Origin of the sequence: Nostoc sp. PCC 7107, assembly GCF_000316625.1 — a bacterium.
In the GTDB taxonomy this organism is placed as follows: Bacteria; Cyanobacteriota; Cyanobacteriia; order Cyanobacteriales; family Nostocaceae; genus Nostoc_B.
Genome location: NC_019676.1, coordinates 3,648,733 through 3,670,007, shown reverse-complemented (window position 1 = coordinate 3,670,007; position 21,275 = coordinate 3,648,733). Strand labels below are relative to the sequence as shown.

General features: G+C 40.5%; 23 protein-coding genes and 1 tRNA gene. 11 read left to right on the top strand and 13 right to left on the bottom strand.

What is annotated here, in order from left to right; translation table 11 throughout:
• Positions 1 to 619: 619 nt before the first annotated feature.
• From NOS7107_RS15860 to NOS7107_RS15845, 4 genes are all read left to right on the top strand, one after another.
• A complete protein-coding gene (locus NOS7107_RS15860) occupies positions 620 to 2,080 on the top strand; it encodes an efflux RND transporter periplasmic adaptor subunit (RefSeq protein WP_367579361.1) in 1,461 nt (486 codons plus the stop codon).
• A 159-nt stretch (positions 2,081 to 2,239) separates the two neighbouring features.
• On the top strand, positions 2,240 to 5,416 hold the full coding sequence (locus NOS7107_RS15855) for an efflux RND transporter permease subunit (protein ID WP_015113973.1): 3,177 nt from the start codon (positions 2,240 to 2,242) through the stop codon (positions 5,414 to 5,416).
• Between the two features lie 51 nt (positions 5,417 to 5,467).
• Positions 5,468 to 5,539 (top strand) — tRNA-Gly (locus tag NOS7107_RS15850).
• Between the two features lie 82 nt (positions 5,540 to 5,621).
• The gene (locus NOS7107_RS15845) at positions 5,622 to 6,944 is read left to right on the top strand and encodes an ABC transporter substrate-binding protein (protein ID WP_015113972.1); all 1,323 of its coding nucleotides are present in this window, start codon (positions 5,622 to 5,624) and stop codon (positions 6,942 to 6,944) included.
• A 14-nt stretch (positions 6,945 to 6,958) separates the two neighbouring features.
• On the opposite strand, the gene NOS7107_RS15840 is transcribed toward NOS7107_RS15845, so the two are convergent.
• The 9 genes from NOS7107_RS15840 to NOS7107_RS15800 all read right to left on the bottom strand — a co-directional run bounded on the left by NOS7107_RS15840 (position 6,959) and on the right by NOS7107_RS15800 (position 14,403).
• The gene (locus NOS7107_RS15840) at positions 6,959 to 8,059 is read right to left on the bottom strand and encodes a response regulator (protein WP_015113971.1); all 1,101 of its coding nucleotides are present in this window, start codon (positions 8,057 to 8,059) and stop codon (positions 6,959 to 6,961) included.
• Positions 8,060 to 9,159: 1,100 nt separating this feature from the next.
• Positions 9,160 to 9,459 (bottom strand): hypothetical protein, encoded by a 300-nt coding sequence (locus NOS7107_RS15835; RefSeq protein WP_015113970.1) that lies wholly within the window; start codon positions 9,457 to 9,459, stop codon positions 9,160 to 9,162.
• The gene (locus NOS7107_RS15830; protein ID WP_015113969.1) at positions 9,456 to 9,941 is read right to left on the bottom strand and encodes a hypothetical protein; all 486 of its coding nucleotides are present in this window, start codon (positions 9,939 to 9,941) and stop codon (positions 9,456 to 9,458) included. The genes NOS7107_RS15835 and NOS7107_RS15830 overlap by 4 nt, the downstream gene beginning before the upstream one ends.
• Before the next feature lie 3 nt (positions 9,942 to 9,944).
• On the bottom strand, positions 9,945 to 10,316 hold the full coding sequence (locus NOS7107_RS15825) for a hypothetical protein (protein WP_015113968.1): 372 nt from the start codon (positions 10,314 to 10,316) through the stop codon (positions 9,945 to 9,947).
• Positions 10,317 to 10,354: 38 nt separating this feature from the next.
• Positions 10,355 to 10,684, bottom strand: a complete 330-nt coding sequence (locus NOS7107_RS15820; protein WP_015113967.1) for a hypothetical protein — start codon at positions 10,682 to 10,684, stop codon at positions 10,355 to 10,357.
• 81 nt (positions 10,685 to 10,765) lie between these two features.
• Positions 10,766 to 12,778: a hypothetical protein gene (locus tag NOS7107_RS15815; RefSeq protein ID WP_015113966.1), complete on the bottom strand. Its 2,013-nt coding sequence runs from the start codon at positions 12,776 to 12,778 to the stop codon at positions 10,766 to 10,768.
• Position 12,779: 1 nt separating this feature from the next.
• The gene (locus NOS7107_RS15810; RefSeq protein WP_015113965.1) at positions 12,780 to 13,400 is read right to left on the bottom strand and encodes a hypothetical protein; all 621 of its coding nucleotides are present in this window, start codon (positions 13,398 to 13,400) and stop codon (positions 12,780 to 12,782) included.
• Position 13,401: 1 nt separating this feature from the next.
• Entirely contained in the window at positions 13,402 to 14,052 is a 651-nt protein-coding gene (locus NOS7107_RS15805) for a hypothetical protein (protein WP_015113964.1), read from the bottom strand.
• The gene (locus NOS7107_RS15800) at positions 14,053 to 14,403 is read right to left on the bottom strand and encodes a hypothetical protein (RefSeq protein ID WP_015113963.1); all 351 of its coding nucleotides are present in this window, start codon (positions 14,401 to 14,403) and stop codon (positions 14,053 to 14,055) included.
• A gap of 220 nt (positions 14,404 to 14,623) precedes the next feature.
• On the opposite strand from NOS7107_RS15800, the gene NOS7107_RS15795 reads away from it, so the two are divergent.
• Together NOS7107_RS15795 and NOS7107_RS28620 are read left to right on the top strand one after the other, a co-directional pair.
• Positions 14,624 to 15,229, top strand: a complete 606-nt coding sequence (locus tag NOS7107_RS15795) for a site-specific integrase (RefSeq protein WP_015113962.1) — start codon at positions 14,624 to 14,626, stop codon at positions 15,227 to 15,229.
• Entirely contained in the window at positions 15,226 to 15,396 is a 171-nt protein-coding gene (locus NOS7107_RS28620; RefSeq protein WP_015113961.1) for a hypothetical protein, read from the top strand. The genes NOS7107_RS15795 and NOS7107_RS28620 overlap by 4 nt, the downstream gene beginning before the upstream one ends.
• Positions 15,397 to 15,472: 76 nt before the next feature.
• Here the strand turns inward: NOS7107_RS28620 and NOS7107_RS27205 are convergent, their stop codons facing one another.
• The 4 genes from NOS7107_RS27205 to NOS7107_RS15775 all read right to left on the bottom strand — a co-directional run bounded on the left by NOS7107_RS27205 (position 15,473) and on the right by NOS7107_RS15775 (position 17,776).
• Positions 15,473 to 16,000 (bottom strand): hypothetical protein, encoded by a 528-nt coding sequence (locus NOS7107_RS27205; RefSeq protein WP_015113960.1) that lies wholly within the window; start codon positions 15,998 to 16,000, stop codon positions 15,473 to 15,475.
• On the bottom strand, positions 15,997 to 16,701 hold the full coding sequence (locus tag NOS7107_RS15785; RefSeq protein WP_015113959.1) for a hypothetical protein: 705 nt from the start codon (positions 16,699 to 16,701) through the stop codon (positions 15,997 to 15,999). The genes NOS7107_RS27205 and NOS7107_RS15785 overlap by 4 nt, the downstream gene beginning before the upstream one ends.
• Positions 16,702 to 16,785: 84 nt before the next feature.
• Complete coding sequence (locus NOS7107_RS27355) at positions 16,786 to 17,358, bottom strand: hypothetical protein (RefSeq protein ID WP_157374046.1); 573 nt, start codon at positions 17,356 to 17,358, stop codon at positions 16,786 to 16,788.
• Between the two features lie 103 nt (positions 17,359 to 17,461).
• Positions 17,462 to 17,776, bottom strand: a complete 315-nt coding sequence (locus NOS7107_RS15775; RefSeq protein WP_157374043.1) for a hypothetical protein — start codon at positions 17,774 to 17,776, stop codon at positions 17,462 to 17,464.
• Between the two features lie 556 nt (positions 17,777 to 18,332).
• Here NOS7107_RS15775 and NOS7107_RS15770 point away from each other — a divergent pair.
• From NOS7107_RS15770 to NOS7107_RS15750, 5 genes are all read left to right on the top strand, one after another.
• Positions 18,333 to 18,524 (top strand): hypothetical protein, encoded by a 192-nt coding sequence (locus NOS7107_RS15770; RefSeq protein ID WP_015113956.1) that lies wholly within the window; start codon positions 18,333 to 18,335, stop codon positions 18,522 to 18,524.
• Between the two features lie 71 nt (positions 18,525 to 18,595).
• A complete protein-coding gene (locus NOS7107_RS15765; RefSeq protein WP_157374040.1) occupies positions 18,596 to 18,811 on the top strand; it encodes a hypothetical protein in 216 nt (71 codons plus the stop codon).
• A gap of 32 nt (positions 18,812 to 18,843) precedes the next feature.
• Positions 18,844 to 19,146 carry a hypothetical protein gene (locus NOS7107_RS15760; RefSeq protein WP_253274447.1) on the top strand — a complete coding sequence of 101 codons (303 nt, stop codon included), beginning with the start codon at positions 18,844 to 18,846 and terminating at the stop codon, positions 19,144 to 19,146.
• Entirely contained in the window at positions 19,143 to 19,553 is a 411-nt protein-coding gene (locus NOS7107_RS15755; RefSeq protein WP_015113953.1) for a hypothetical protein, read from the top strand. Before NOS7107_RS15760 ends, NOS7107_RS15755 begins: the two co-directional genes overlap by 4 nt.
• Positions 19,554 to 19,857: 304 nt before the next feature.
• Complete coding sequence (locus NOS7107_RS15750) at positions 19,858 to 21,255, top strand: transposase (protein ID WP_015113952.1); 1,398 nt, start codon at positions 19,858 to 19,860, stop codon at positions 21,253 to 21,255.
• The last annotated feature ends 20 nt before the right edge of the window (positions 21,256 to 21,275 follow it).

Here is a 21,275-nt window from a genome sequence, read left to right as displayed (position 1 = left end):
TGCAGGTATATTTATCCTTTTTAACTTAAATAAGGGTGTGAATGCTACTCGCCTTGAAATCTTGATTACATGATAGGCTATGGTTTCTTAGTTCACTGCCAACAAATGTAATTTGGCTTATCCTACGTTCATTAGTTTTCCATATTTATACCCACAATGAAGTGATCTGCATACAAGGGATGTGTGACACTAACAAGAGTTATTGAGTGAGAAAAATCTCAAGTCATATCGATGAATAATTTACGTATAATTACTGATTTTTATTTTTATTTCTCATAAAAAACATGACTTGTGTCATGGTTATCATATTGGGGATTATTTACAGTCAAAATTGGAGATGTAAGTCAATCAATTTTGGATTTACGATTTTGGATTTTGGATTGACTCCACCCTAAAGTGTGAAGCTTGATAGCGTCGGATTTTAGATTGGTGTTAGCGAAGCGTACACAGCGCAGCGAGTATTTTGGATTAATTCCGCATTGAAGGGGTGGGGCTTGTACCGAAAATTCCCCATCCAAAATCTCAAATTTTTCGGTCAGATTTAATATATGGTAATTAGTCTCAAACTTTCTTAAGAATAATCAGCAGTTGTGTGTTTCCAGATGTGGAGGTGCGTCTCGTGAGTGACGAAGGTATGCCAGAACTAAGGCGAGAAGAAAATGTGGTGGATGAACAGAAGGCAAAGCAGCAAAACCGCCCGTGGCTAACGTCGATGTTTGTAGGTATTGGCTTAGGCATAGCGATCGCCCTAGGCGGTGTGGGGGTGTTAACTCAATTTCCACTACGTCAACAAAAAGCTGTGGCAGATAAAGTCCCGCCTCAAGCTAACCCGGTAATGACGGTGACTGTCGCCCCAGTAGAAGCTACGCGTGTGTCTCGCACATTCAATACTACAGGCACAATCGCCGCCCGCGATTTAATTCCAGTGCTACCCCAAGCCAATGGTTTGCAAGTCAAAATCATTCCTGAAGATATTAAAGAAGGCACTTATGTCAAAAAGGGTCAAGTTCTGGCAATCTTAGATGATTCTATGCTGCAAGCTCAAATGGGTGGAGCCAGAGCCGAAATAGAATCTAAACAAGCTGATGTCGGTTCCAGACAGGCAAGTATGGTCTCCCAAGAAGCCACTGTAGAATCTTATCAGGCAATAGTGCGGCAAAAAAAAGCCGATTTAGCACAAGCCAAGGCTAAGTTAGAAGAAGCCCAAAAGAATTATCTGCGTTATCGCAAATTGGCAATTGCTGGGGCAATTAGTCTGCAAGAACTCGATACTCGTGCTTACACAGTTAAAACAGCCATCGAAGTTGTACGTGTTGCCGAAGAAAACATTCGTGGCGCTCAAGCTAATGTTCTCAGCGCTCAAGCTAATACAGGCAGTGCCGAAGCTAATATTTACAAAGCCAAGGCTGATGTGCGTAGCAGTGTAGCTAAAGCCATACAATTACAAACACAATTACAACAAACTGTAGTTCGCGCCCCGATTTCGGGAATTGTGGCAGAGAAATTAGCCAGAATTGGTGATGTGACAGGTATACCACCACAAACCCAAGTTGGTACGGTGATTGGGGGAACACAAAAACTGTTTTCGATTATTCGGGATGGCAGATTAGAACTTCAGGCAGATGTTCCAGAAATCCAACTACCACAAGTAGAAATTGGTGCTGCTGTGCAAATTTTCTCAGATATTGATAACCGCGTGCAGTTGCAAGGCAGAGTGAGAGAAATACAACCGCTAGTGAACGATAAACGACGAGAAGCAACTGTCAAAATTGACTTACCATTAACCAATTTACTCAGACCAGGGATGTTTGCCCGCGCGGCGATTACGACAAATACCGAGATCGCAATGGTAGTACCACGAAAAGCAGTGCAACCCCAAGCAGACGGCAGTGCAATGATATTCACCCTCTCCAGTGATGATCTAGTCCGTAGTCAGAAAATTGAGGTCGGAGAACCAATTAACAATGAACTAGTAGAAATTAAAAATGGCTTGCAATTAGGCGATCGCGTCATCGTTGATGGTGCAGGTTATCTCAAAGATGGCGATCGGGTGAGGGTTATAACAGGGGATAGGGGATAGGTTATACCGTTTCACTTTAAGTTTGATACAAATAGGCCGCAGAGGGGCAGAGGAGCAGGGGAGAAATTATTGGGATCATTTATTTGGTGAAATGGTATTACAGGTGATAGGTTCATAGTCATTTGTCAAAAGTATAAAATTTCAGACTTCATACTTCAGATGTCTTTTAATATCTCGGCTTGGTCAATCAAAAAACCAGTTCCCACAATAGTTTTATTTTTAATTTTGACAGTAGTTGGTTGGTTATCTTTTACCTCTTTGGGAATTGATACCAACCCTAACATTGATGTGCCGGCAGTTTCGGTGACTGTTACCCAACCTGGTGCAGGGCCAGCAGAACTGGAATCGCAAGTGACGAAAAAAATTGAAGATGCTGTCGCTGGGTTGGGCAACATCGATAATATGATTTCTACTGTTAATGATGGGAAATCTACTACAGTTATTAATTTTATTTTAGGAACAAATAGCGATCGCGCCACCAATGATGTGCGAAATGCGATCGCCCAAATTCGCCAAAATCTTCCCCAAGATGTGAACGACCCAATTGTCCAACGTTTGGAATTTGCTGGTGGGCCGATCATCTTTTATGCAGTCAAATCAGATCAGCGTTCTGTTGAAGAATTAAGCAATATTGTAGACCAAACCATTAGCCGCGCCTTGTTATCAGTTAAAGGTGTGGCACAAGTTAAACGCATCGGTGGTGTTGACCGGGAAATTCGGATTAACCTTGACCCCGGCCGCTTACAATCTTTAGGTATCACCGCCACCCAGGTCAATGACCAAATTCGCGCTTTCAATATCAATTTACCCGGTGGACGCGCCGAAGTTGGCGGTAGCGAACAGACGATTCGCACCCTTGGTAGTGCAGCTAGTGTGAATGTGCTGCAAACTTATGAAATTCTTCTGCCTGGTGGGGGTTCCGTACCTTTATCTAGTCTGGGTAATGTGGAAGATAAATATGCAGATGTACGGCAAACTGCCCGTTTAGATAATCAACCTGTGGTAGCTTTTCAAGTATTGCGGAGTACTGGCAGCGTGGTTGTGAGTGTGGAACAAGGAGTAAAAGCCGCAGTCGCGGAACTGCAAAAAACTTTGCCCCCAGATGTCAAGGTAGATTTAATTTTTACCAGAGCCGATATTATTCGCCAGTCTTATCAAAGCACCATTGATGAGTTGATTCAAGCCTCGGTGTTGGCAGTAATTGTGATTTTAATCTTTTTGCGAGACTGGCGAGCGACTTTAATTACTGCCGTTGCTCTACCTTTATCGATGATTCCCACATTTGCAGTGCAGCAAGCGTTGGGATATACCCTCAATAATATGACTTTGTTGGCTTTGGCTTTGGCTGTAGGCAACTTAGTAGATGATGCTGTGGTCGAAATTGAAAATATGGAACGGCATATAGCGATGGGGAAATCGCCTTGGGAAGCAGCTTTTGACTCTTCTGACGAAGTGGGATTAGCTGTTATGGCCAGTGCAGCCACGATTATTGCTGTGTTTTTACCTGTGGCGTTTATGGGTGGTGTTCCTGGGCAGTTTTTCCAACCTTTTGGTCTGACGGTTGCCGTTTCCACAATTTTTTCCACAATGGTAGCGCGGATGATTACGCCGATGATGGGGGCGTATCTATTGAAAGAGAAAGCACACACTCAACCTAGTGCAACCCACGCCAAAAACAGATTAAGTCAAATCTTTTATCGTCAAACCACAAATCAACCAACAAAACAACAGTTTCAGCCTTATAAATCTTTATTACAAACGGCATTACGCCATAGATTAACTACAATAGCGATCGCTATTGCGTTTTTCATCGCTAGTCTGATGCTGCTACCCTTGATTCCCAAGGGTTTTGTCGATGATAGTGATGTGGGGATTTCCAACGTTTCCATTGAAGTTCCCCCTGGTTCCACTTTGGCAGATGTCAGCAAAGTAGTTACCCAAACAACAAACATTATTAAACAAAATCCAATTGTAGAGAAGGTTTTAGCCACTGAAGAAATCAATTCAGCTACCTTGTCAATTCAGCTAAAACCCAAGGAAGAACGCCATATTTCGCAAAAACAGTTTGAAGAACAAATCCGCCCATTATTTCAAGAAATCCCAGGGGCGAGAATTAGCTTTCAAAGTCAAGGGCCGGGAGATAGCCGCAAAGGTTTATCAATTGTGTTGCGGAGTGAAAATCCCCAAGCGTTAAATCAAGCTGCGGATGACTTAGAAAAACAAATGCGTAACTTACCTGGATTAGTGGAAGTATCTTCTACTGCCAGTTTAGTTAAACCAGAGATTTTAGTCATACCTAATCCCCAACGCGCTGCTGATTTGGGTGTCACCGTGCAAGCGATCGCCAGAACTGCTTCTTTAGCTACTATTGGTGATAATGATGCTAACTTGGCTAAGTTTAACTTGAGCGATCGACAAATCCCAATTCGGGTGCAAATCGACCCCGCAGCCCGCGCAGACATCAACACTATCAAAAATCTGCAAGTTCCCAGCCAAAACGGTAGTTTAATTCCTCTCGTTGCTGTGGCAGATATCAAATTTGGTAGTGGCCCCGCCACCATCAACCGCTACGACCGCGCCCGTCAAGTGGCGGTAGAAGCCAACTTACAAGGTATTTCTTTAGGAGAAGCTGTCAAAGCAGTTAGTCAATTACCTGCGATGCAAAACCTCCCACCAGGAGTTGTGCAGCAACCTTCTGGTAGTGCCAAAATTATGCAGGAAATTTTTGGTCGCTTCGGCGGTGCATTAGCCCTCGCGGTGATGTGCATCTATGCAATTCTGGTGCTGCTATATAACAACTTTCTACATCCTTTATCAATTATGGCAGCCTTGCCCTTTTGTTTAGGTGGTGCATTAATAGCTTTGATGGCTGCCCAGAAACCTTTGGGAATTTACGCCTTGATTGGTATCGTTTTACTTTTAGGAATTGTCACTAAAAACTCGATTCTTTTAGTTGATTACACAATCATCAATATGCAGGAAGGCAAGAAGCAACGCCAAGCCTTGATAGAAGCTGGAGTTTCGCGCTTGCGTCCTATTATGATGACTTCCTTAGCCACAATTGCTGGGACACTGCCGTTAGCATTGGGTATTGGTGCAGGTTCGGAAGTACGCCAACCAATGGGAATTGCTATTATGGGCGGTTTTACAACTTCTACGTTGCTAACTTTGGTAGTAGTACCAGTGATATTTAGTTACATTGACAACTTCCAGACTTGGTTTTTAAACACACTGCGTTACGGTTTCGGCAAAAAACCACAGCCCCCTGTTGAGGAAATAGACGTTAGAGGGGTGCGATCGCCAAATAATACATCTGTCTCGGAAATCCAAAACTAATCAATGTGGTATAATAGCTGTTAGTTTTGACTTAGCTAACAGCGAATATTTGCGGGTGTAATTCAGTGGTAGAATGTCACCTTCCCAAGGTGAACGTCGTGGGTTCGAGTCCCATCGCCCGCTTTTGTTGAATAACTAATTATTTGTGGTCATTGATTAACAAATTTTGGCTAATTCATCATCGTTTACGAACAGCCTCATAGGTATGAAATTTACTATCTTTCCATTTGCTGTGGTTAAAATTATTCACCAGTTTCTTCGTTCTATCTGGCAAGTTCCTCTTTTTGTTGTGATCTTGAGTGTCAGCCTCATTTTTTTATCAAGTTGTCAGGCAAAAGAACCACAAAATAACCAAGTTACGCACATAACACTATGGCAGGGAATTAATCCACCAATAAATCGGGATGTATTTCAAAAGTTAGTAGATAAATTTAATCAGACTCATGTTGATGTCCAGGTAGAATCGATTTATGCTGGTCAACTAGATCAACAACTACCAAAAATTCTCACAGCAGTTGTTGCTCAAGTACCTCCAGATATTCTCTCCTTTTATCCCCAAGTTACAGGTCAGTTTGTGGAACTTGGAGCAATTGTGCCTTTAGAAGACTGGCTAGATAAATTGTCTTTGAAGTCAGAAATTAGCCCTAACCTTTTAGAAGAATTAACATTAGATGGTCATTTGTGGTCAATACCACTTTACACAAGTAATATAGGTATTTTTTTCCGCCCCTCCCTATTTCAAGCTGCGGGTATTACCAACACACCCAAAACTTGGCAAGAATTGCGGGAAGTTAGCAAAAAATTAACTGTAGACCGCAATGGTGACAAGCAACCAGAACAATATGGTATGTTGCTGCCTATGGGTAAGGGAGAATGGACTGTTTTTAGTTGGTTTCCCTTTTTATTTAGTGGTGGCGGTGAGGTTATCAGTAATGGTTTGCCTAATTTAAATCATCCTGGAGCAATTCATGCTCTACAGTTTTGGCAAGATTTATTAAAAGATGGTTCAGCGATTCTTTCTCCTCCAGAACGAGGTTATGAAGAAGATGCTTTTCTTCAGGGACGTGTAGCTATGCAAATCACTGGCCCTTGGACTTATATCACCAAGTCTAAGACAGATTATCAAGTCTTTCCCATACCTAGTGATGTCAACCAAGCAACTGTCACAGGTACAGGTAATCTTTATTTGATGAAAACCACACCAGAGAAAGAGAAAGCTGCACTGCAATTTTTAGAATATGTTTTAAGTGAAGAATTTCAAACAGAATGGGCCATTGGTACAGGTTTTTTGCCAGTTAATCTCAAAACTGCTCAAAGCACCGCTTATCAACAATATATTAACCAAAGACCTTGGATGAAAGTTTTTTTAGAGCAAATGAGTGTGGCACGCGCTCGACCTACTTTAGCTGGATATAATCGTCTATCAGACAGTCTTGGTCGAGCAATTGAGGCTTCATTGATGGGTGAATCTCCCCAAGCAGCACTTAAAAAAGCCCAATCACGTTTAGATTTAATTTGGGGAAAATAACATAATTGATGGCATTACATAATATGTTGAAATATAATTTTCATTAAATCTCCTTGGGTAAAAGGTTGGGTTAAATAGCCGGAAGCTCGAACTAGTGTGGCTCTGGCTCTATCGATGAGGCTGACTTTTTCAGTCACCATAATGATGGGTGTGTTTTTAAAATATGCGTGCTTGCGTAATAAACTGCATAACTCATAACCATCTAAATCAGGCATATCTACGTTTAATAAAATAATGTCTGGTTTAGTGCGGAGAATTTCCATTAAAGCTTTTAAAGAATCTGTAACTCCCAGTACAGAAAATATTTGCTCATCTAATGAATTTTTAATGACATTTAATAAAGCAGGACTATTATCAATACAAAATATGGTGTAGATTTTTTTCTCTGTTGATGGAGAAGCATTACTTTGATAATTATGATGGCCAAGGTTAGCCGGCTGTGATGGATAGCGGTTAATTTTAGGTAATTGTGGTTCAGGTTTGGGTTGAGGCTTTGGTTTGGTGTGCAAAAATGACGAATGTAACCCTTGGTAGTTCACCTCAGCCGAGCTACTTTCTGTGTATTGCGAACTATCTTGATAAACCCCATCTCTTCCCCGTTTTTGACATCGTTCGACTAATAAGCGGAGATTTAGATGGCAGAATTTAGGCATATCATCCAAAAAGCTTTCAGGGATGAATTCGTAACTCCCTTCTTCTAAGTTCAAGAATGAGTCTAGAACTTCTAAGGCTAATTGTTCTATGAGTAAGGCTGCTTCTGTTGGACTAATATACTTTTGATTAACTAACCAGCAAATTGCTAAATAATCTGGGTTGGGAATGGTTTGACTACCAGCGCCTGTTTCAAATATGGCTCTAAGTTGAGCGTCAATACCACAAGGTAGAGTAGAAATTTGCTCACTCAAACGTTGCAAATTCCGGTAAAGCGGCTCAAACATTTTTTCGGAGTAGCACGCATAAATTAACTTACCTTCGTCTATATATATTGACCATGCGCCAGATGTGCTAAACACTTGTAAACAACCAGTCACAGATTTACTGGTGATTTTTTTCAAAAGAGATAACGGCTGGATTTTTTGAAAGAATCTATATCTACTAATAGGGAGGGTTGTCATAGGAATATTTTTAAATATAAGTACATATCAGCAAGTCAAATTGGTGAATTCCCTAGCCGGCATTCACAGTAAAATATTTTAGAGATGCTATCCCGCTAAATATAGCGGTCATATTTCATTTAGTACAGAGATTCTTTACCCCTAACTCTAAAGTAGTCAATCTCTGATAAGATATTGCCACCCTAACTACATCTAACTAAGAAATACCAAACTAAGCTATTGCTCAATAGCAAAATAACTGAATTGGTTGTCTGTAAACAGTATCCAAACATCAATTTTGCTTTCTTCGCTGGCAATAATTTGGCTAGTTTAAGAGTACAGCATATTTTGCATTTAGAAGTATTGGCTTTAACCCATCAGTAGCAAAATTAGCATTAATTTACGTGTAAATTGGCTGAGATGATAGCTTTTTAATGAAAAATGCCTTAATGTAAGTATATTCTTACTCAAAAAAAGTTTTACTCGCAAAAGTATTAACTGGGACTCAGTAAGAAAAAACATCTCAGTAAAAAGTTGAAAATCTACTCTAGACAACACTTGCAGAATGTAATTGCGGTATCAGCACTAAAAACAAGTTTTGCTTTTATATGTCGATAAACATTGACGCATCACTATATCTGAGTTCTATAAACAAAAGCTTGTGGAAAAACTCAAAAAGTGTAGTTAATACAAGCACCATGTCTAAATTTAGCTCAATGCTAGATAGTAGTTTAATCTAATTTTCTACTCTCGGATGAAAATGTATTAACTTTATGATAAACAAACTATGAAGAGATGAATGTAATTATTATTTAAAGATTTCAACTGTCTGAAATTAACCAGAGTATCCGGAGAGGGGAAAGGAGTACGGTAATTAATCATGTTACGCAGGTTGGAGAGAATTTAAAACCTGTTAAATGGGGAAATCTATCTTGGCTAAGAAATATGCAAAGTAAAATCTCCCAATTTAACAGCACAAGATTAGCAATTTTGACTATTGAACTATTAAGCTAAAATGAACTATGCCACTTGTGTAAATTGGACTTACGCTGATGCTGACTCAGCTACCTTCTTCTACCCAACATGACATCATCTACCCGGAATCCCCAGAGAGTTAAATGCTAGAGTTTGCGATCGCGAATCATAAACCCGCTTTTCTCAGACAAGTGAGTGACAATTTGGTCAATCCAATCCTTGAGCCGATTACCCTGGTGCTGTATTCGCTTATCTAAATCATTAATTCTGTATTCGTAATGCTCATGCTTCGACTGATAATCAGTAAGATGGATATCAAGCTTTTTATCAAGCAAACCGATTCTAGCGACTATATTGGCTTCCATTCTAGCTAAATGATAAATTCCACCAATGAGCATAAATGCAAGAGAAGTAACAGTGAAGAGATTGTTAACGTCAATTTTCATGATGAAAGCGAATCAATTTTAGATTCAATTCGTGCTAAATCAGATTGAATATTAGAAATCAAATTTTCGGTAGAGTCACCAACAGAGCCAATGTACTGCCAAAGGACTAATGAAACCTGACGAAACCATTTAGGAACCTCAAGCTCAACAGTATAGGTACTAGTAAGACGGGGAAAAGTGAGCAAAGTTAAGCGATTCAAATAAAGCTTATGTTTTTGCACACCATCAGAAGTAGGTAATCCGCCAACAGTTAAACCCAAGTTGATTTTCTGCGAAAGCAACCCGCCAAAATTCCAGGTATCCTTAGCACTATTACAAGTCACCAAAACAGTAATAATGTGACTATCAATTAAAACGGGTACCGTAATAGGCGGAATGGGTGCAAAGGCAGTACCAGCACCCAAAGTTACAGCATTATTTGAAATTGAGTAAAGCTGTTGCCAATTGGCAGAATTACCCAGTTGCAAAACTGGGTTACTCATAAATTAAGCAAATGTAGCTTTTCTGCGTCCGGCGACTTGCTCAATAGTCCCCTTAGTGATGCCAGAAATTTTATATGTTTTATCTTCTAATTTGCCAGCAGCGACAGTTCCAAAAACTCCTGTGAGTTTAGTACGAACAATCAATAAATGAGAAGATTTACGCTTACCATTGGAATCTTTATATCTAATTCCAATACGCCAAAGTACACCAGTCCTGAGCAATTCTTTGACAGGCATAATTTCTTCTGTACCTGTTGGATCGGCGACCTTCTCAATTCCTGTTTGGTCTTTCAGCCCATCATAAGCATCAGAAGTTTTGATGTGGTAAAATTCACCTTCCCCAATAGTGACTTTATGTAAAACAGGGAGTGCCATATTTTTAATTTATCCTTATTCGATGTTTGATAAATGAATTAGCCTAATCTCATGCGGCGTTGTATACCAGTTGTCCGAACATCGACACCGCCGACTTTTTTAGATAGCAATCCACCCATCGCACTAGCAAACTTAGCAGCGACACAAAGAACGCTCTTAACCTTTTTATTTTCCAATCGGCATCTAATACGGACTAAATCACCAGATTGAACAAATTGATTAACGTTAACCTTCCCAGCGTAGTCAGTATTATCTGGAGACGGTGCTTTTTCTATGCCAACAACTGTTTTGATATCGTTGTATATATCAGGCAACATTGCCGCATACTTTTTACCTTCAATTGTGATGATATGTGGTACTCTCGCCATAATCTTTTTAAATGTCGATTTCCCCAAATCTAGCTGCTTTTATGAATGTTTTTAGACCGGAAGGGTTAAGGCTCCGGGAAATTAATCATTATTTGATGATGTGCCACGGAAATATTTAACCCATTGAGGTTTAGCGTTTTTAGTGCCTGTGGGGTAATAGTCACATCTGAATAACTTTACGTTAATTTCTTTAAGTGGTTGTCCTTTGCGTTGACCAATTTTCTCAAAAGAACCTTCTAAGAAGTTTTGATGAATTTTTGATTTTATTTCGGTTAACATTCGCTCGGCTTCTTCTTTACTTTCAGCATTTACAAAAGCCTTACTGTTATCTTTGAGAGTTAATATGCCTTCCCAACTGCCTTTTTTATAGGTTGGTAAAGGTGGATTATTGGTGTTAGGTGGCTGGTCGCTGGCTGGGTGTGGCATGGTGATAGGGTAATAATCATCGCCCAATGACCCATCTTCTTTAACTTCTCGGAATAAACAAATTAATTGGGGAATATGACCATCAACCGGAATTTGATATCTCTCAGGTAAGGAAGCTATTGCATTACATTCTTGTTCTTGTTGATTTCGAGCTAAACACAATTCAGCCGCTTGCTTGGCATTTTCTATATGTAATTGAGCCGATTGTCTAGCTTGATTAATATTAGTCGCAAATACTTCAATGATAGTATAAGAAGTCTTTGGCTCCCATTTATTTGTCTCATCATTAAACTTACAAGATGTAATGGGAATATCTAAAGCAAATGTCTGCTCTTTAATGGTTTGAACCATTAATTTTTTAATGGTTCTGTAATCAATACTGGGGCTTTTTGGACAGCAACTCATTCTGCAACATTCCTTTTCTGGTGGTGGTTCTGGTGGTGGTGCTTCTGGTGGTGGTGATTTATCTGGGTATGGTTCAGGAATGTAACAGCCTATCTTTTCACTTTCTGCTGTTCTAAAATCGAAAGCCTCGCCCTTTATCGATAATCCTAGATTTGCATCTAAGCTATTAAGAATAGAACCAGGTTTAACACCTTCATCGAATAAAGCAGTTTGTGTATAAACCTGATAATAAGGAAATTTCAATTCACCGCTAGAACCATCAATATTAAGCTTTACGTCTCCCCCAACAATAAGAGCGTAAGAAATACCGTTATCTTCAATTAGTTGAGGGAAATTACCACCACCCAAGCTAGTAAGTATTTCCTCATTGGTTCTATCTTCATCAGGGAATCTAATTTTCCATACACTAAAAAATTCATCAATTGATGATTGCTCAAAACCCAATGAACCATCATCATTGGATTTGGATTTACCAACAAAAGCAACACTTACAGTTCCACCACCGCACTTAGATAAATCCATATCGCGGATTTTATCTGATAGTGTTTTTGGCTTAGATGTGGGTTTTGATGTTGGCTTAGGCTGTGGCTGTGGTGGTGGTATTGGATCAGGTTTCGGAAATGGGGGAATTTCAGGAAATTCAATATCCCATTCAGGAATTTTAAATTCTGGTATCTCGAATTTTGGGCGATTCTTCCAAAGTTCGTCTCTAGTTCGCTTTAGTCCGTCTGTTGCGTCTTTTGTAATGTTCCTAAGTTCGTCGCCTACTTTCTGCCCTAAACCATAAGATAAATCTTCCGTTCCTGAGCGTTTAAACCTTAACTGCTCATTGGCTACATTTTTTCCTTGGAAGCCATCAAGTAAGCCATCAATTAAAAACCCGCCATTATATGCAAGTTCAGCAAAAGCTTGGTCACGCGAGTAACTTTGACCGGCTGTCAGTCCAGCCGTACCATTATTTTTAATAGTCCAAACTTGGGAATCATAACGTCTACCACGTTCAGCATAAACAGTATCAACACCTCTATTCTTGGGAGTTAAATCAATGGTGTTCCAGTTGCCATCATTACGAAGGTTTGTCTGCCTAGGTGGTAGGTTATGCGGTTGAGCATAAATATTACTACTCTTAGTGGATATAGTTAGACTAGAAGTTGTATTAGCAGAATTTTGCTGTAATTCTGGTGGCGCTTTTGGAATATTTAAAAATGGATTCGGCTTAAAATCATTTAGTCGCGTAGGTTCGGCGTAGGTTACATCAGCCATGCTAAATTAATTCCAAATAGCCACTTTCAATAAAAATTGATTCATTCGCCACAGATGCAGAACCTCTGATTAATATTGTTTGCTCTTGCGAAAAATCAGCGAAGCTATTAATAGAACTACCGCTATTAGAAGAGAATCCACCAAGTCCAAGAGCATTAGTTCTAGGTTGGCTGAGTGAGCCATTAAAAGATATAGCTTTACGAAAGGGATACCATGTATTTTGGGCTGGGTTAATAGTAGTGAGCATGATACTATTACAGCTAACATAAAAAGTTCTTGTATTAGTAGTATTCGAGCCTTGAAAATCTACATAAAGTTTTAGAATACTATCAATAGAGCAAGTACCCGCTGGAATAGTAATTGTATATAGTGTTGTCGTTGAAGTCCCAATAGTAAAATTTTGTGCCTGAGTTGTTTTCCAAAGAATACGCGGTCTTGAAATACTATTGATGCTATCAATGGAAGCTTTTAACTCTTCTAGGTTTTTGGTTGGGTAATCTGTCCATGCAGTTTTACCAGTTATTTTTTTGACAAGATGAGCAAGAGTTTTTGTAATTTGTACTAAATTCAGCGTAGTATCGTAACTAGCAGGAAAATCATTATCGTCAACAGTAATCGGCATATTACGCACCTAATAAATCGTTAATACTATTAATGCTTGTTTGTAGTGTGGCAATAGCACTGTTAATTGATGAAAGGTCAATTACACTACTAGAACTAGTGCCGTTATTAATAATCGTTGTACTTTCTAATTGTGTTTCTGGCGCTTCTTCAACGACTGTACCCAGAAGAATTAATCTATCATCACCTGATAACAAACCATATCCAGCATCACGCATTTGATAGCTGAGTATCGTATCTGGAGCAATATCAAATGTTCCGTTACTGGTTAGGTAAGGCAACAAATCAACGTAATAGTAAGGGCGTTGATTAAATAAATAAATGTCGGCAATTTTAATTAATGGTGTGTTACTTGTCCTGGCATAAAAGCACAAGCATTTTTTAGCATTACCTGTAAATGTTTCTTCTGTTGCTGTTGCTATTTCAGTATCAGTCGCCAAACTATCAACTGGAATAGAAACGAGTGAACTAATACTAGTAATGTCAATTGTTAAACGCAGAGAGGTAATAAAACCACTGTATCTAAAATTATTTTGAACATCTTCAGGTGATAACCATCCAGGCTGGTAAAAATCAACTACTCCTGTGGTGTTCTCTGCGTTAATTTCTCGCAATACGTTCACATTGCGAAATATACTTTTTTTATCTGCCATTTAGTTAGAAACCCCACTAATACCACTGGTTGCTAGTGGGGTTCTTACAACTATTTGGGCTGATTGTTGTACATAACCATTGATAGCTGTACCGCTAACTAGTTGAGGAAATGCAGATAATCTCTCCCCAATTGTTTGACCTACGTTGACGGTTGTTTGTGCAGAATTGGCAATTTTTAGTAATTCAAATAATGTTTCAACTACACCACTGGCAGATTTAGCGGTTACGGGATTTGCTAGTAGTGCGGAAACTTTAATCATTACGCCGTGTGTCGGGTCGATTTGTATTAGGTCGCTGAGAGTCGATGCCGTTTCTATTTGCTGCCAAGTTAGATCCGTAATTTGCGCCATGAAGCAAAATTTATTTTGATGTGATAAATCTATTTTGTTCGGCTTTCAATTAACCGTAAATCTTCCAGTTTTATGTAAAAGCAGAAGTATTACTGATGGCGTAAAAGTATTACCATGATTACGATTGAGCGATATTTAGTTAATAGTTGAAAAAAGAAATGTTCCGATTTAACCTCTGAGCATGGTTAAACCGGAACAGTGAAGAGGAAAAATAAACTGAATGAAAAACGACAGAGAAGGGCAAGCGGCTATTCTCAGCGAAACTGATTATTCAAAAATTCGCAAATCAATCAGAAGCCGGAAGTACAAACTACTTTTTGATTTGGCATGGTATACGGGTGAACGTTGGGGTGCTTTGGTACAGCTGCGTATAGTTGATGTCTACGACGACAACGGCACACCCAGGGATTATATTAACTTTCGGGCCAGGACACGAAAAGCCAGTCCCAACAGCAAGTCAAAAGCTAACCCTAATGCCAAACGGAAGAATAGACAAGTACCTGTACATCCTGTTTTAAAAGAGCTATTGCTTGCATACAAACCAGACAATGACTCATTATTCCTGTTTCCATGCCGGGACGGAGACAAACCAATTAGCTTGAGATGGGCAGATGCGATTTTACGTACTGCCGTTGAAAAAGCGGGATTATCAGCCAAGGGCATTAGCACCCACAGCACCCGCCGGAGTTTTATTACGCATTTAGCTAAGAAAGGCATCAATCTAGCAACTATTAAAAAAATCACTGGACACACTGATTTAAAAGTACTTTCCCAGTACATCGAGGTCAGTGACGACGATGTTAGAGAGGCGATCGCTACTTTATGAAATACGAACTATTCAAAAAAATTGAGGAACTCTACGTTAGAGCCGTTTTAGCGGATTTTAAACACCCCCGTGATTTGGCGGCGACACTAGAAGGCTTGTCCAATGATGCCTGGGATGAAGTTGATGAATGCCTTACAATGACACCAGTAAATAACTCTAGTGATTAACATCTAGCAAATGCGATCGCTCTGCTTCCGAGTAGTGGCGCGATCGCATTTTTCATGGATGAATGAAATTTACACTTCATTTTTTTAATTCACGCCAGGAATGAATGATTTTTTCGATTTCGGACGGGGTTTGACCATCAGCTATGGCCTCCTCGATGTGCTGTTTCCGCGCCAGGGTAATTGATGAGCGCACGTTACCGCCGGGAATATGCCGATGCTGAATCTTGCCACTCACCTTGTAACAGTAGCGATAGTAATGATTGTCTTTCCGTTTAGATGGGGAATACTTTTCTACCCATTGAAGATGTTCTGGAACGGTTTGTTCTGGAACGGGGTGATTGGTATCACGTTCCAGAACATCTAATTGGCGATCGCCCACAATTTTTTGCGAGTCATCACTGATAATTGTCCTGGCTGTTGTATCCTGTTCCAGAACAGTCATAGCAGTCGTTTCGGCTACCAGGTGCGGGAATTTCTTCTCCCATTGCTTCCAGGCGTATTCGTATTGTTCGAGTGTTTGGTAATCGTCTGGGTCTGGTGGTTCTTCTTGTGGGTTGTAGTTGGTGTAGTTGTCAAGGTTGAAAAGGCTTAACTGAGAAATCATAATGTGACTCCCAGCGCTGCAAGTAACCCGCCAAAGCTCCAACTCTCAGGTAGCAGGTAATAACCCTTTCTCAAGCAACTGAGTAACCAGCCTTGAGGGTTACAAATTTTTGGCCTACCGCGCCAATCTTTTTCATGGCCGCCGCGGCTGTGGAAAAGTACGATCGCACTCTTCACATCCTCAAGGCTGTATTCTAAAATTTCTGGTGATTGTTCAGGGTTAAATGTGATACCCGCTTTTTCGCATTCACTGAGAATTTCTTCACATTCGGCTATCATCTCGTCCCTAAGATGATCATTGCTGCTGCTGCTCTCCCCCTCTACAGCAGATAAATCATTTGAGGGCTGTAAATTGTAATTTTGATTTCGGTGTGGGAAGTTTTTTTTCGGGTTGAGCCAATCTAAGGGGCGAGTAACAATTTTGACTATCTTCCATGTGTATTGCCGAATGATATTTACTACCCGGTGCTGTTCGAGTTGGGCAAGTGCATTTTTCAAGGTCAGCCGACAATAACCTTTACCTCGGTGTTTGGTGACTTGTTTGTTGAAGTCGGTGAGGTCAATTTCTATTTCTGTCCCCAAACCTTCAGCTACAAGGTATCGCCATAGGAATTGTGCAGCGGGGGCGATTTTATTTTCTAGGCAGAATGCGTCATTTTGCTCCGTCCATTGGAGCTTTTGTAATGTTTGATTTCCTGGCATAATTCGTTTAGGTAGAAATCCAAGCCACTCCGCGCGGGGTGGTTTTTAGTTTTTAAAAAATAGCTGATGTTTTTTTTAACTCAGTCAGCGGCAATTAAACTGCGATCGCTCAACTTTAGTGCTGAGTGCTGAGTGCGATCGCAATTGATTGGTTATTGGCGATCGCGTTTCAAGTCGTGTATTACTTTCTCTAAATACCAGTCGGCTGAATACCCTGGATTGAGATTCTGTTGCTGTTGTAGCAGGCGAGTGGCAATCTCCGTGTTGCCGTGTAGTAAAGTAAGTAACTCTTGTTGGAGTTTCTTGTTTGCAGGTTTGTAACTTACTGAATGTATTTGTGTTTCTCTCTTTGGCTGTTCCTTGTTTATTTGTTGTTGCAGCGATAGCTCCATCTGCCGTGTCTGCTGCATCAACCTGTCCAGACTGGATTGTTTCTGAGATACTTCTCGCATCTGTTTTTCCAGTGCTGATTGTGTTTCTATGAGAGCAGCTTTTTTCTTTGCAATTTGCAGCTGCATCTCGTGTACCTCTAGTAATTTTTTCTTCAAATCGGTTAAATTTGGCATGAACTTGGATTGAATAGGTTATCAATCCAGCATCTACGGGTAGACTCGGTGCAAGCATCAGAAGATACCCGTATTTGTTGTGTTTAGACATAAGCAAACCTAAGATTGATTGAAGTGGCAATCGCACAACACAGCAGCACCAACAAACACGATCTCATTAAAAAACCGTCCTCACCAATACAGGTAAAGACGGTTTAATCTTTGGTTTCTGTTTTGTCCATAAAAACCTGGATTTTCTGCTCTAGCAGGTCACAGGATTTTAGAAAATCAACTTCGTTTTCTTTAGCCTCATTCAGCCTATTCTCAAGTCTTTGCTTATGTGCGCGTACATAGGATAGATGCGCTTCCCTGATTAGGCTAAGGGCTTCTAGGACTTTTCCAGAATCAAAATCTTCTCCTGTGATAAGGGATTCGATTCTGCTAAATAAATCTTCTCCTGAGCTATAGCCCTGAATAGATCCGTCCTGGTCATGCCCATCTGATTGGCTTTCTGCTTTATCTTGTTCCATTCCTCGGTCGGAATACGGACTGTTGCATTTACCAGTTCCTCTGACTGGTTTACCTTTCTGGCTCTTCCCATTGGTTATTACTTTACTTTTCATGTCAATTATACGTGATTTATTTTTCTATACGTGATTTATTGCCGTCTGCTCTTGACAAGAATATATCATACGTGAAAAATAAAGATATACATTTTTCACGTACGAAAAGAATCGCTCCCCCCTCACATTGCTTTTATGCCCGTGAGGGCAAAATCAGGAGCCACCACCGCAGCACTAGGCGAATTGCCACCGCAGCGGAAACAACCTAAACTCACAATTCACACAGAAATTCTTTGGTGCTTCACACTTCACAGTTGCACCTATACAGTCATGTCCTTTAGTAGTTGGAGGCAATTTAGACGAAAAATCTTACAAGGCACTTTTAACAATTTTCATCATTGCCAGTGAACACCTCACTGGCGATTCCTTGATAATCAGCTTTTGTAAATCGTTCCGTTCACACCAGCACAAGCACTTGTGTTTAGTTTGTGCTGGCTTTCTTCAAAAATTTGGATTTTAGATTATGACTGTCAACGTTCTCAATTCTAGAGATTGGGCGGTTTTCTGCCGTCGTGAGTCTGATGAAACGTATGTCTGCGTCGCCAGATTTTTCAACCGCGCTGATGCAGAAGACCATTTGAAATTCTTACGAAAATATATGCCCAAAACCGATTTTAAAGTTCTTTTTGACAAACCTGTAGAGGTTCAAGGATAGCGCCAACTATGGAAATCAAAAGCATTAATTATGAACGGGTTCTCAACCTGGGGAACTACGAAAATAAGAAATTGTCCCTATTTGCCGAAGTAGAGGAAGGGGATGACGTAGAAGAATCAATCTCGCGTGTCATGGAAACAGTGGAACGAAAAATCAGAGAAGAGATATGCGACCAGTATGAGGCAAGCATCAGGCGACTCAAACAGGAATTACGTGAACTTCAACAACAAGTAACCGCGGCTAAATCACCTCGGCCAGAGGATGACGGTATTCCTGACAGTTTCTAACGCTCATTTTTGATGCGATCGCAGTGAGGAGAATGAAGCCGCTGCGATCGCAGAATTTGTACCATTGTCAGATTACCAAAATGCACACCATAGTCAATACCCCATCAGTGTTTAGCTGTAAATTGCCTGCTGCTGGCTGGATTAATCTGGCCCAAATTCGCCAAATTCAGTTTGAGAACTTACCTACCCGTGTTGCAGTTGTGACATGGCAAAACGGTGATACACAAATATTTTACGGTGATGATGCAGCCACCCTCATCCAAAGTTGGGAAGATGCCACAGGACTATTAGAGCAACGTTGTAATTACCGCACAAAAAATCGGAGGACATTATGAAAATTAAAACAATTCATGCTCACTTTTTGATTTCAATTGGCAATTACAGCAATGAGAGAATTGGTTTCTCTGTTGAACTGGCAGAAGAAGAATCTCTCGAAGAAATTGTCAGTAATTTGAGAGAAAAAGCCAAAAGAATTGTTGGTAAAACTGCTGACGAGCTTTACAGCGAGAGAAATAAAATCCGCTCCGAGTGTATAGAGTTAGAAGTCAAGCTTAAGAAATTACGTCAAGAATGGGATGCTACGGCTGAATTTTTAAAAGCACAGGGTTTAAACCCAACTGCTCCTTCTATGCCACAGTTTAGAAATTTACTTACTGCTGTCACAGTCGAATCTGAAGTTGTGACTGAACAAGATTACGAAGATAGCGATATTTATGACGATGATGACGAACATTATATGTAATTATTTCGCCTGATGATGGCTGTCTGACTAACAGCCGAAACTCCCCAATCTTGGGGAGTCGCGGACGAGTCGCGCAAACTCATCCGCCTCTACTTTTTAAGTAGAGGGAAATAACAGCAGTAGGATGGATTTTTACCCGGAAATGACCTTAAAGGTTTCTCAGTTTCACGAATCCACTGCTGCTGACTATTTCCGACTGTGTTGAGTTTAAAAGTGAATTGTTAACACTAATTTGGGTGATTCGTGACTCATTTTAGCACAGTTTTTGCTGCAAATAAATACCCATACAACAGAACCTTGACAAATGAAAATAGTTGGTTTGGATGTGTGTAAAAACAGCGTAGTTGCTTGGGAATTAACATCAATTCCTAAAAACTTTAGAAGCCACTTTCGAGATAATAAACGTCCGAAAGATGATGACCCTTTAACATTTAAAGCTAACGCTGATGGGGTCAATAAATTATTAGCTCTAAAGCCCGATGCTGTCGTTATGGAACCTACTGGAGTTCATTATTCTTGGATTTGGTCACACATTTGTGAGGCTGAAGGAATTAAGGTTTTGTGGGTAGGACACGCGGAAGCAACACACTACCGTAAACAAAATAAACTCCCAGATAAAAATGACCAAGCTGACGCTCTAGCACTTGCAGCCTACGCCTTACTTCATTGGGATGATGATGATTTTTTCCTGCAATTTGAAGCGGGTAAGGTGGCACAAATGCGCCATTTGTGGTTACAGTTGCAATCTTTAAATAAGATTCAATCACCAGTCATCAACCGTGCTAGGCAACAGTTAGCCAGGGAATTTCCTGAAGCTGCACTTAATAAAAGTCAGCCATCTGCCTCAGATGGTGCGCTTCCCCTTTGGGCTTGGCTTGCGGGGCGAGAGCGTACCCTCAAGCGAGGAAGTAGTTACTATGACAAACTGTATGAAAAATCCATTGCTAAAAAATATGGCGTGGGAATTACCACTTTTACCAGAAAATTAGCTGGTATGGTGTGTGACCTGCATGACTGGGAAGCAGAAATTCAACATGAGATTTTAGAAATTCTGAACTCTGGTGAATTTATCCCCTACCGTCGAGTTATGACTATGTTCGGTATCGGTATCAAACCACAGGCATTACTGATCAGCCAAATTTACCCGATCACAAAATTTGAATCTCTTGGTAGATTTAAACGGCGGCTGGGAATGGCCAAAGATGAAAACTCCAGCGGTGATAAGGAAACCATGAATACTGGAGCCGGTTCTAAATTGTGTCGTTCTCAGCTTTACCTCTGGATACTCGACATTATCGCTCCCGAACAAGCCAGGCCAAAAAACGAGTTTGGCCAGAAATTGGGGGAATTTTACGATCAGCGTAAAGCTCAATTTCAGGACAATCCCGAACTGTGGAAAACAAAAGCTGTGGCTCGACTTCAGCAACAGGCACTCAAAGAATTTCAGCGATCGCTGAAGTTAAACCTACTTCCTATGGTCTCAAAAGAGTTGCAGCCACAGATGGAAGCGACGCTTAACCTCACACTCCAAACTATGCAGATGAGTTTAACTACATCAATGGCGGTCGGTGACATTGCCCCTGGCGTGAAACAGCGTGAGGTCAAAAAAGGCTTTGGTAATTTAGTCATCTCACAAACTGCTGCCTACGGTCTACGGCTGATGTTCAAGGAATTAAAGAAAGCAGTGCAAGCAGTATCATAAACCTACTACTCCCCTATTGG

What these genes read in the sequence shown, in the direction of transcription:
- NOS7107_RS15820 (WP_015113967.1), bottom strand. Translation starts at nt 10,684, where the DNA reads ATGGCGAGAGTACCACATATCATCACAATTGAAGGTAAAAAGTATGCG.
- NOS7107_RS15830 (WP_015113969.1), bottom strand. Translation starts at nt 9,941, where the DNA reads ATGAGTAACCCAGTTTTGCAACTGGGTAATTCTGCCAATTGGCAACAG.
- NOS7107_RS15750 (WP_015113952.1), top strand. Translation starts at nt 19,858, where the DNA reads ATGAAAATAGTTGGTTTGGATGTGTGTAAAAACAGCGTAGTTGCTTGG.
- NOS7107_RS28620 (WP_015113961.1), top strand. Translation starts at nt 15,226, where the DNA reads ATGAAATACGAACTATTCAAAAAAATTGAGGAACTCTACGTTAGAGCC.
- NOS7107_RS15800 (WP_015113963.1), bottom strand. Translation starts at nt 14,403, where the DNA reads ATGGCGCAAATTACGGATCTAACTTGGCAGCAAATAGAAACGGCATCG.
- NOS7107_RS15825 (WP_015113968.1), bottom strand. Translation starts at nt 10,316, where the DNA reads ATGGCACTCCCTGTTTTACATAAAGTCACTATTGGGGAAGGTGAATTT.
- NOS7107_RS15785 (WP_015113959.1), bottom strand. Translation starts at nt 16,701, where the DNA reads ATGCCAGGAAATCAAACATTACAAAAGCTCCAATGGACGGAGCAAAAT.
- NOS7107_RS15760 (WP_253274447.1), top strand. Translation starts at nt 18,844, where the DNA reads ATGAAGCCGCTGCGATCGCAGAATTTGTACCATTGTCAGATTACCAAA.
- NOS7107_RS15835 (WP_015113970.1), bottom strand. Translation starts at nt 9,459, where the DNA reads ATGAAAATTGACGTTAACAATCTCTTCACTGTTACTTCTCTTGCATTT.
- NOS7107_RS15845 (WP_015113972.1), top strand. Translation starts at nt 5,622, where the DNA reads ATGAAATTTACTATCTTTCCATTTGCTGTGGTTAAAATTATTCACCAG.
- NOS7107_RS15805 (WP_015113964.1), bottom strand. Translation starts at nt 14,052, where the DNA reads ATGGCAGATAAAAAAAGTATATTTCGCAATGTGAACGTATTGCGAGAA.
- NOS7107_RS15810 (WP_015113965.1), bottom strand. Translation starts at nt 13,400, where the DNA reads ATGCCGATTACTGTTGACGATAATGATTTTCCTGCTAGTTACGATACT.
- NOS7107_RS15770 (WP_015113956.1), top strand. Translation starts at nt 18,333, where the DNA reads ATGACTGTCAACGTTCTCAATTCTAGAGATTGGGCGGTTTTCTGCCGT.
- NOS7107_RS15755 (WP_015113953.1), top strand. Translation starts at nt 19,143, where the DNA reads ATGAAAATTAAAACAATTCATGCTCACTTTTTGATTTCAATTGGCAAT.
- NOS7107_RS15840 (WP_015113971.1), bottom strand. Translation starts at nt 8,059, where the DNA reads ATGACAACCCTCCCTATTAGTAGATATAGATTCTTTCAAAAAATCCAG.
- NOS7107_RS15855 (WP_015113973.1), top strand. Translation starts at nt 2,240, where the DNA reads ATGTCTTTTAATATCTCGGCTTGGTCAATCAAAAAACCAGTTCCCACA.
- NOS7107_RS15775 (WP_157374043.1), bottom strand. Translation starts at nt 17,776, where the DNA reads ATGGAACAAGATAAAGCAGAAAGCCAATCAGATGGGCATGACCAGGAC.
- NOS7107_RS27205 (WP_015113960.1), bottom strand. Translation starts at nt 16,000, where the DNA reads ATGATTTCTCAGTTAAGCCTTTTCAACCTTGACAACTACACCAACTAC.
- NOS7107_RS15815 (WP_015113966.1), bottom strand. Translation starts at nt 12,778, where the DNA reads ATGGCTGATGTAACCTACGCCGAACCTACGCGACTAAATGATTTTAAG.
- NOS7107_RS27355 (WP_157374046.1), bottom strand. Translation starts at nt 17,358, where the DNA reads ATGTCTAAACACAACAAATACGGGTATCTTCTGATGCTTGCACCGAGT.
- NOS7107_RS15795 (WP_015113962.1), top strand. Translation starts at nt 14,624, where the DNA reads ATGAAAAACGACAGAGAAGGGCAAGCGGCTATTCTCAGCGAAACTGAT.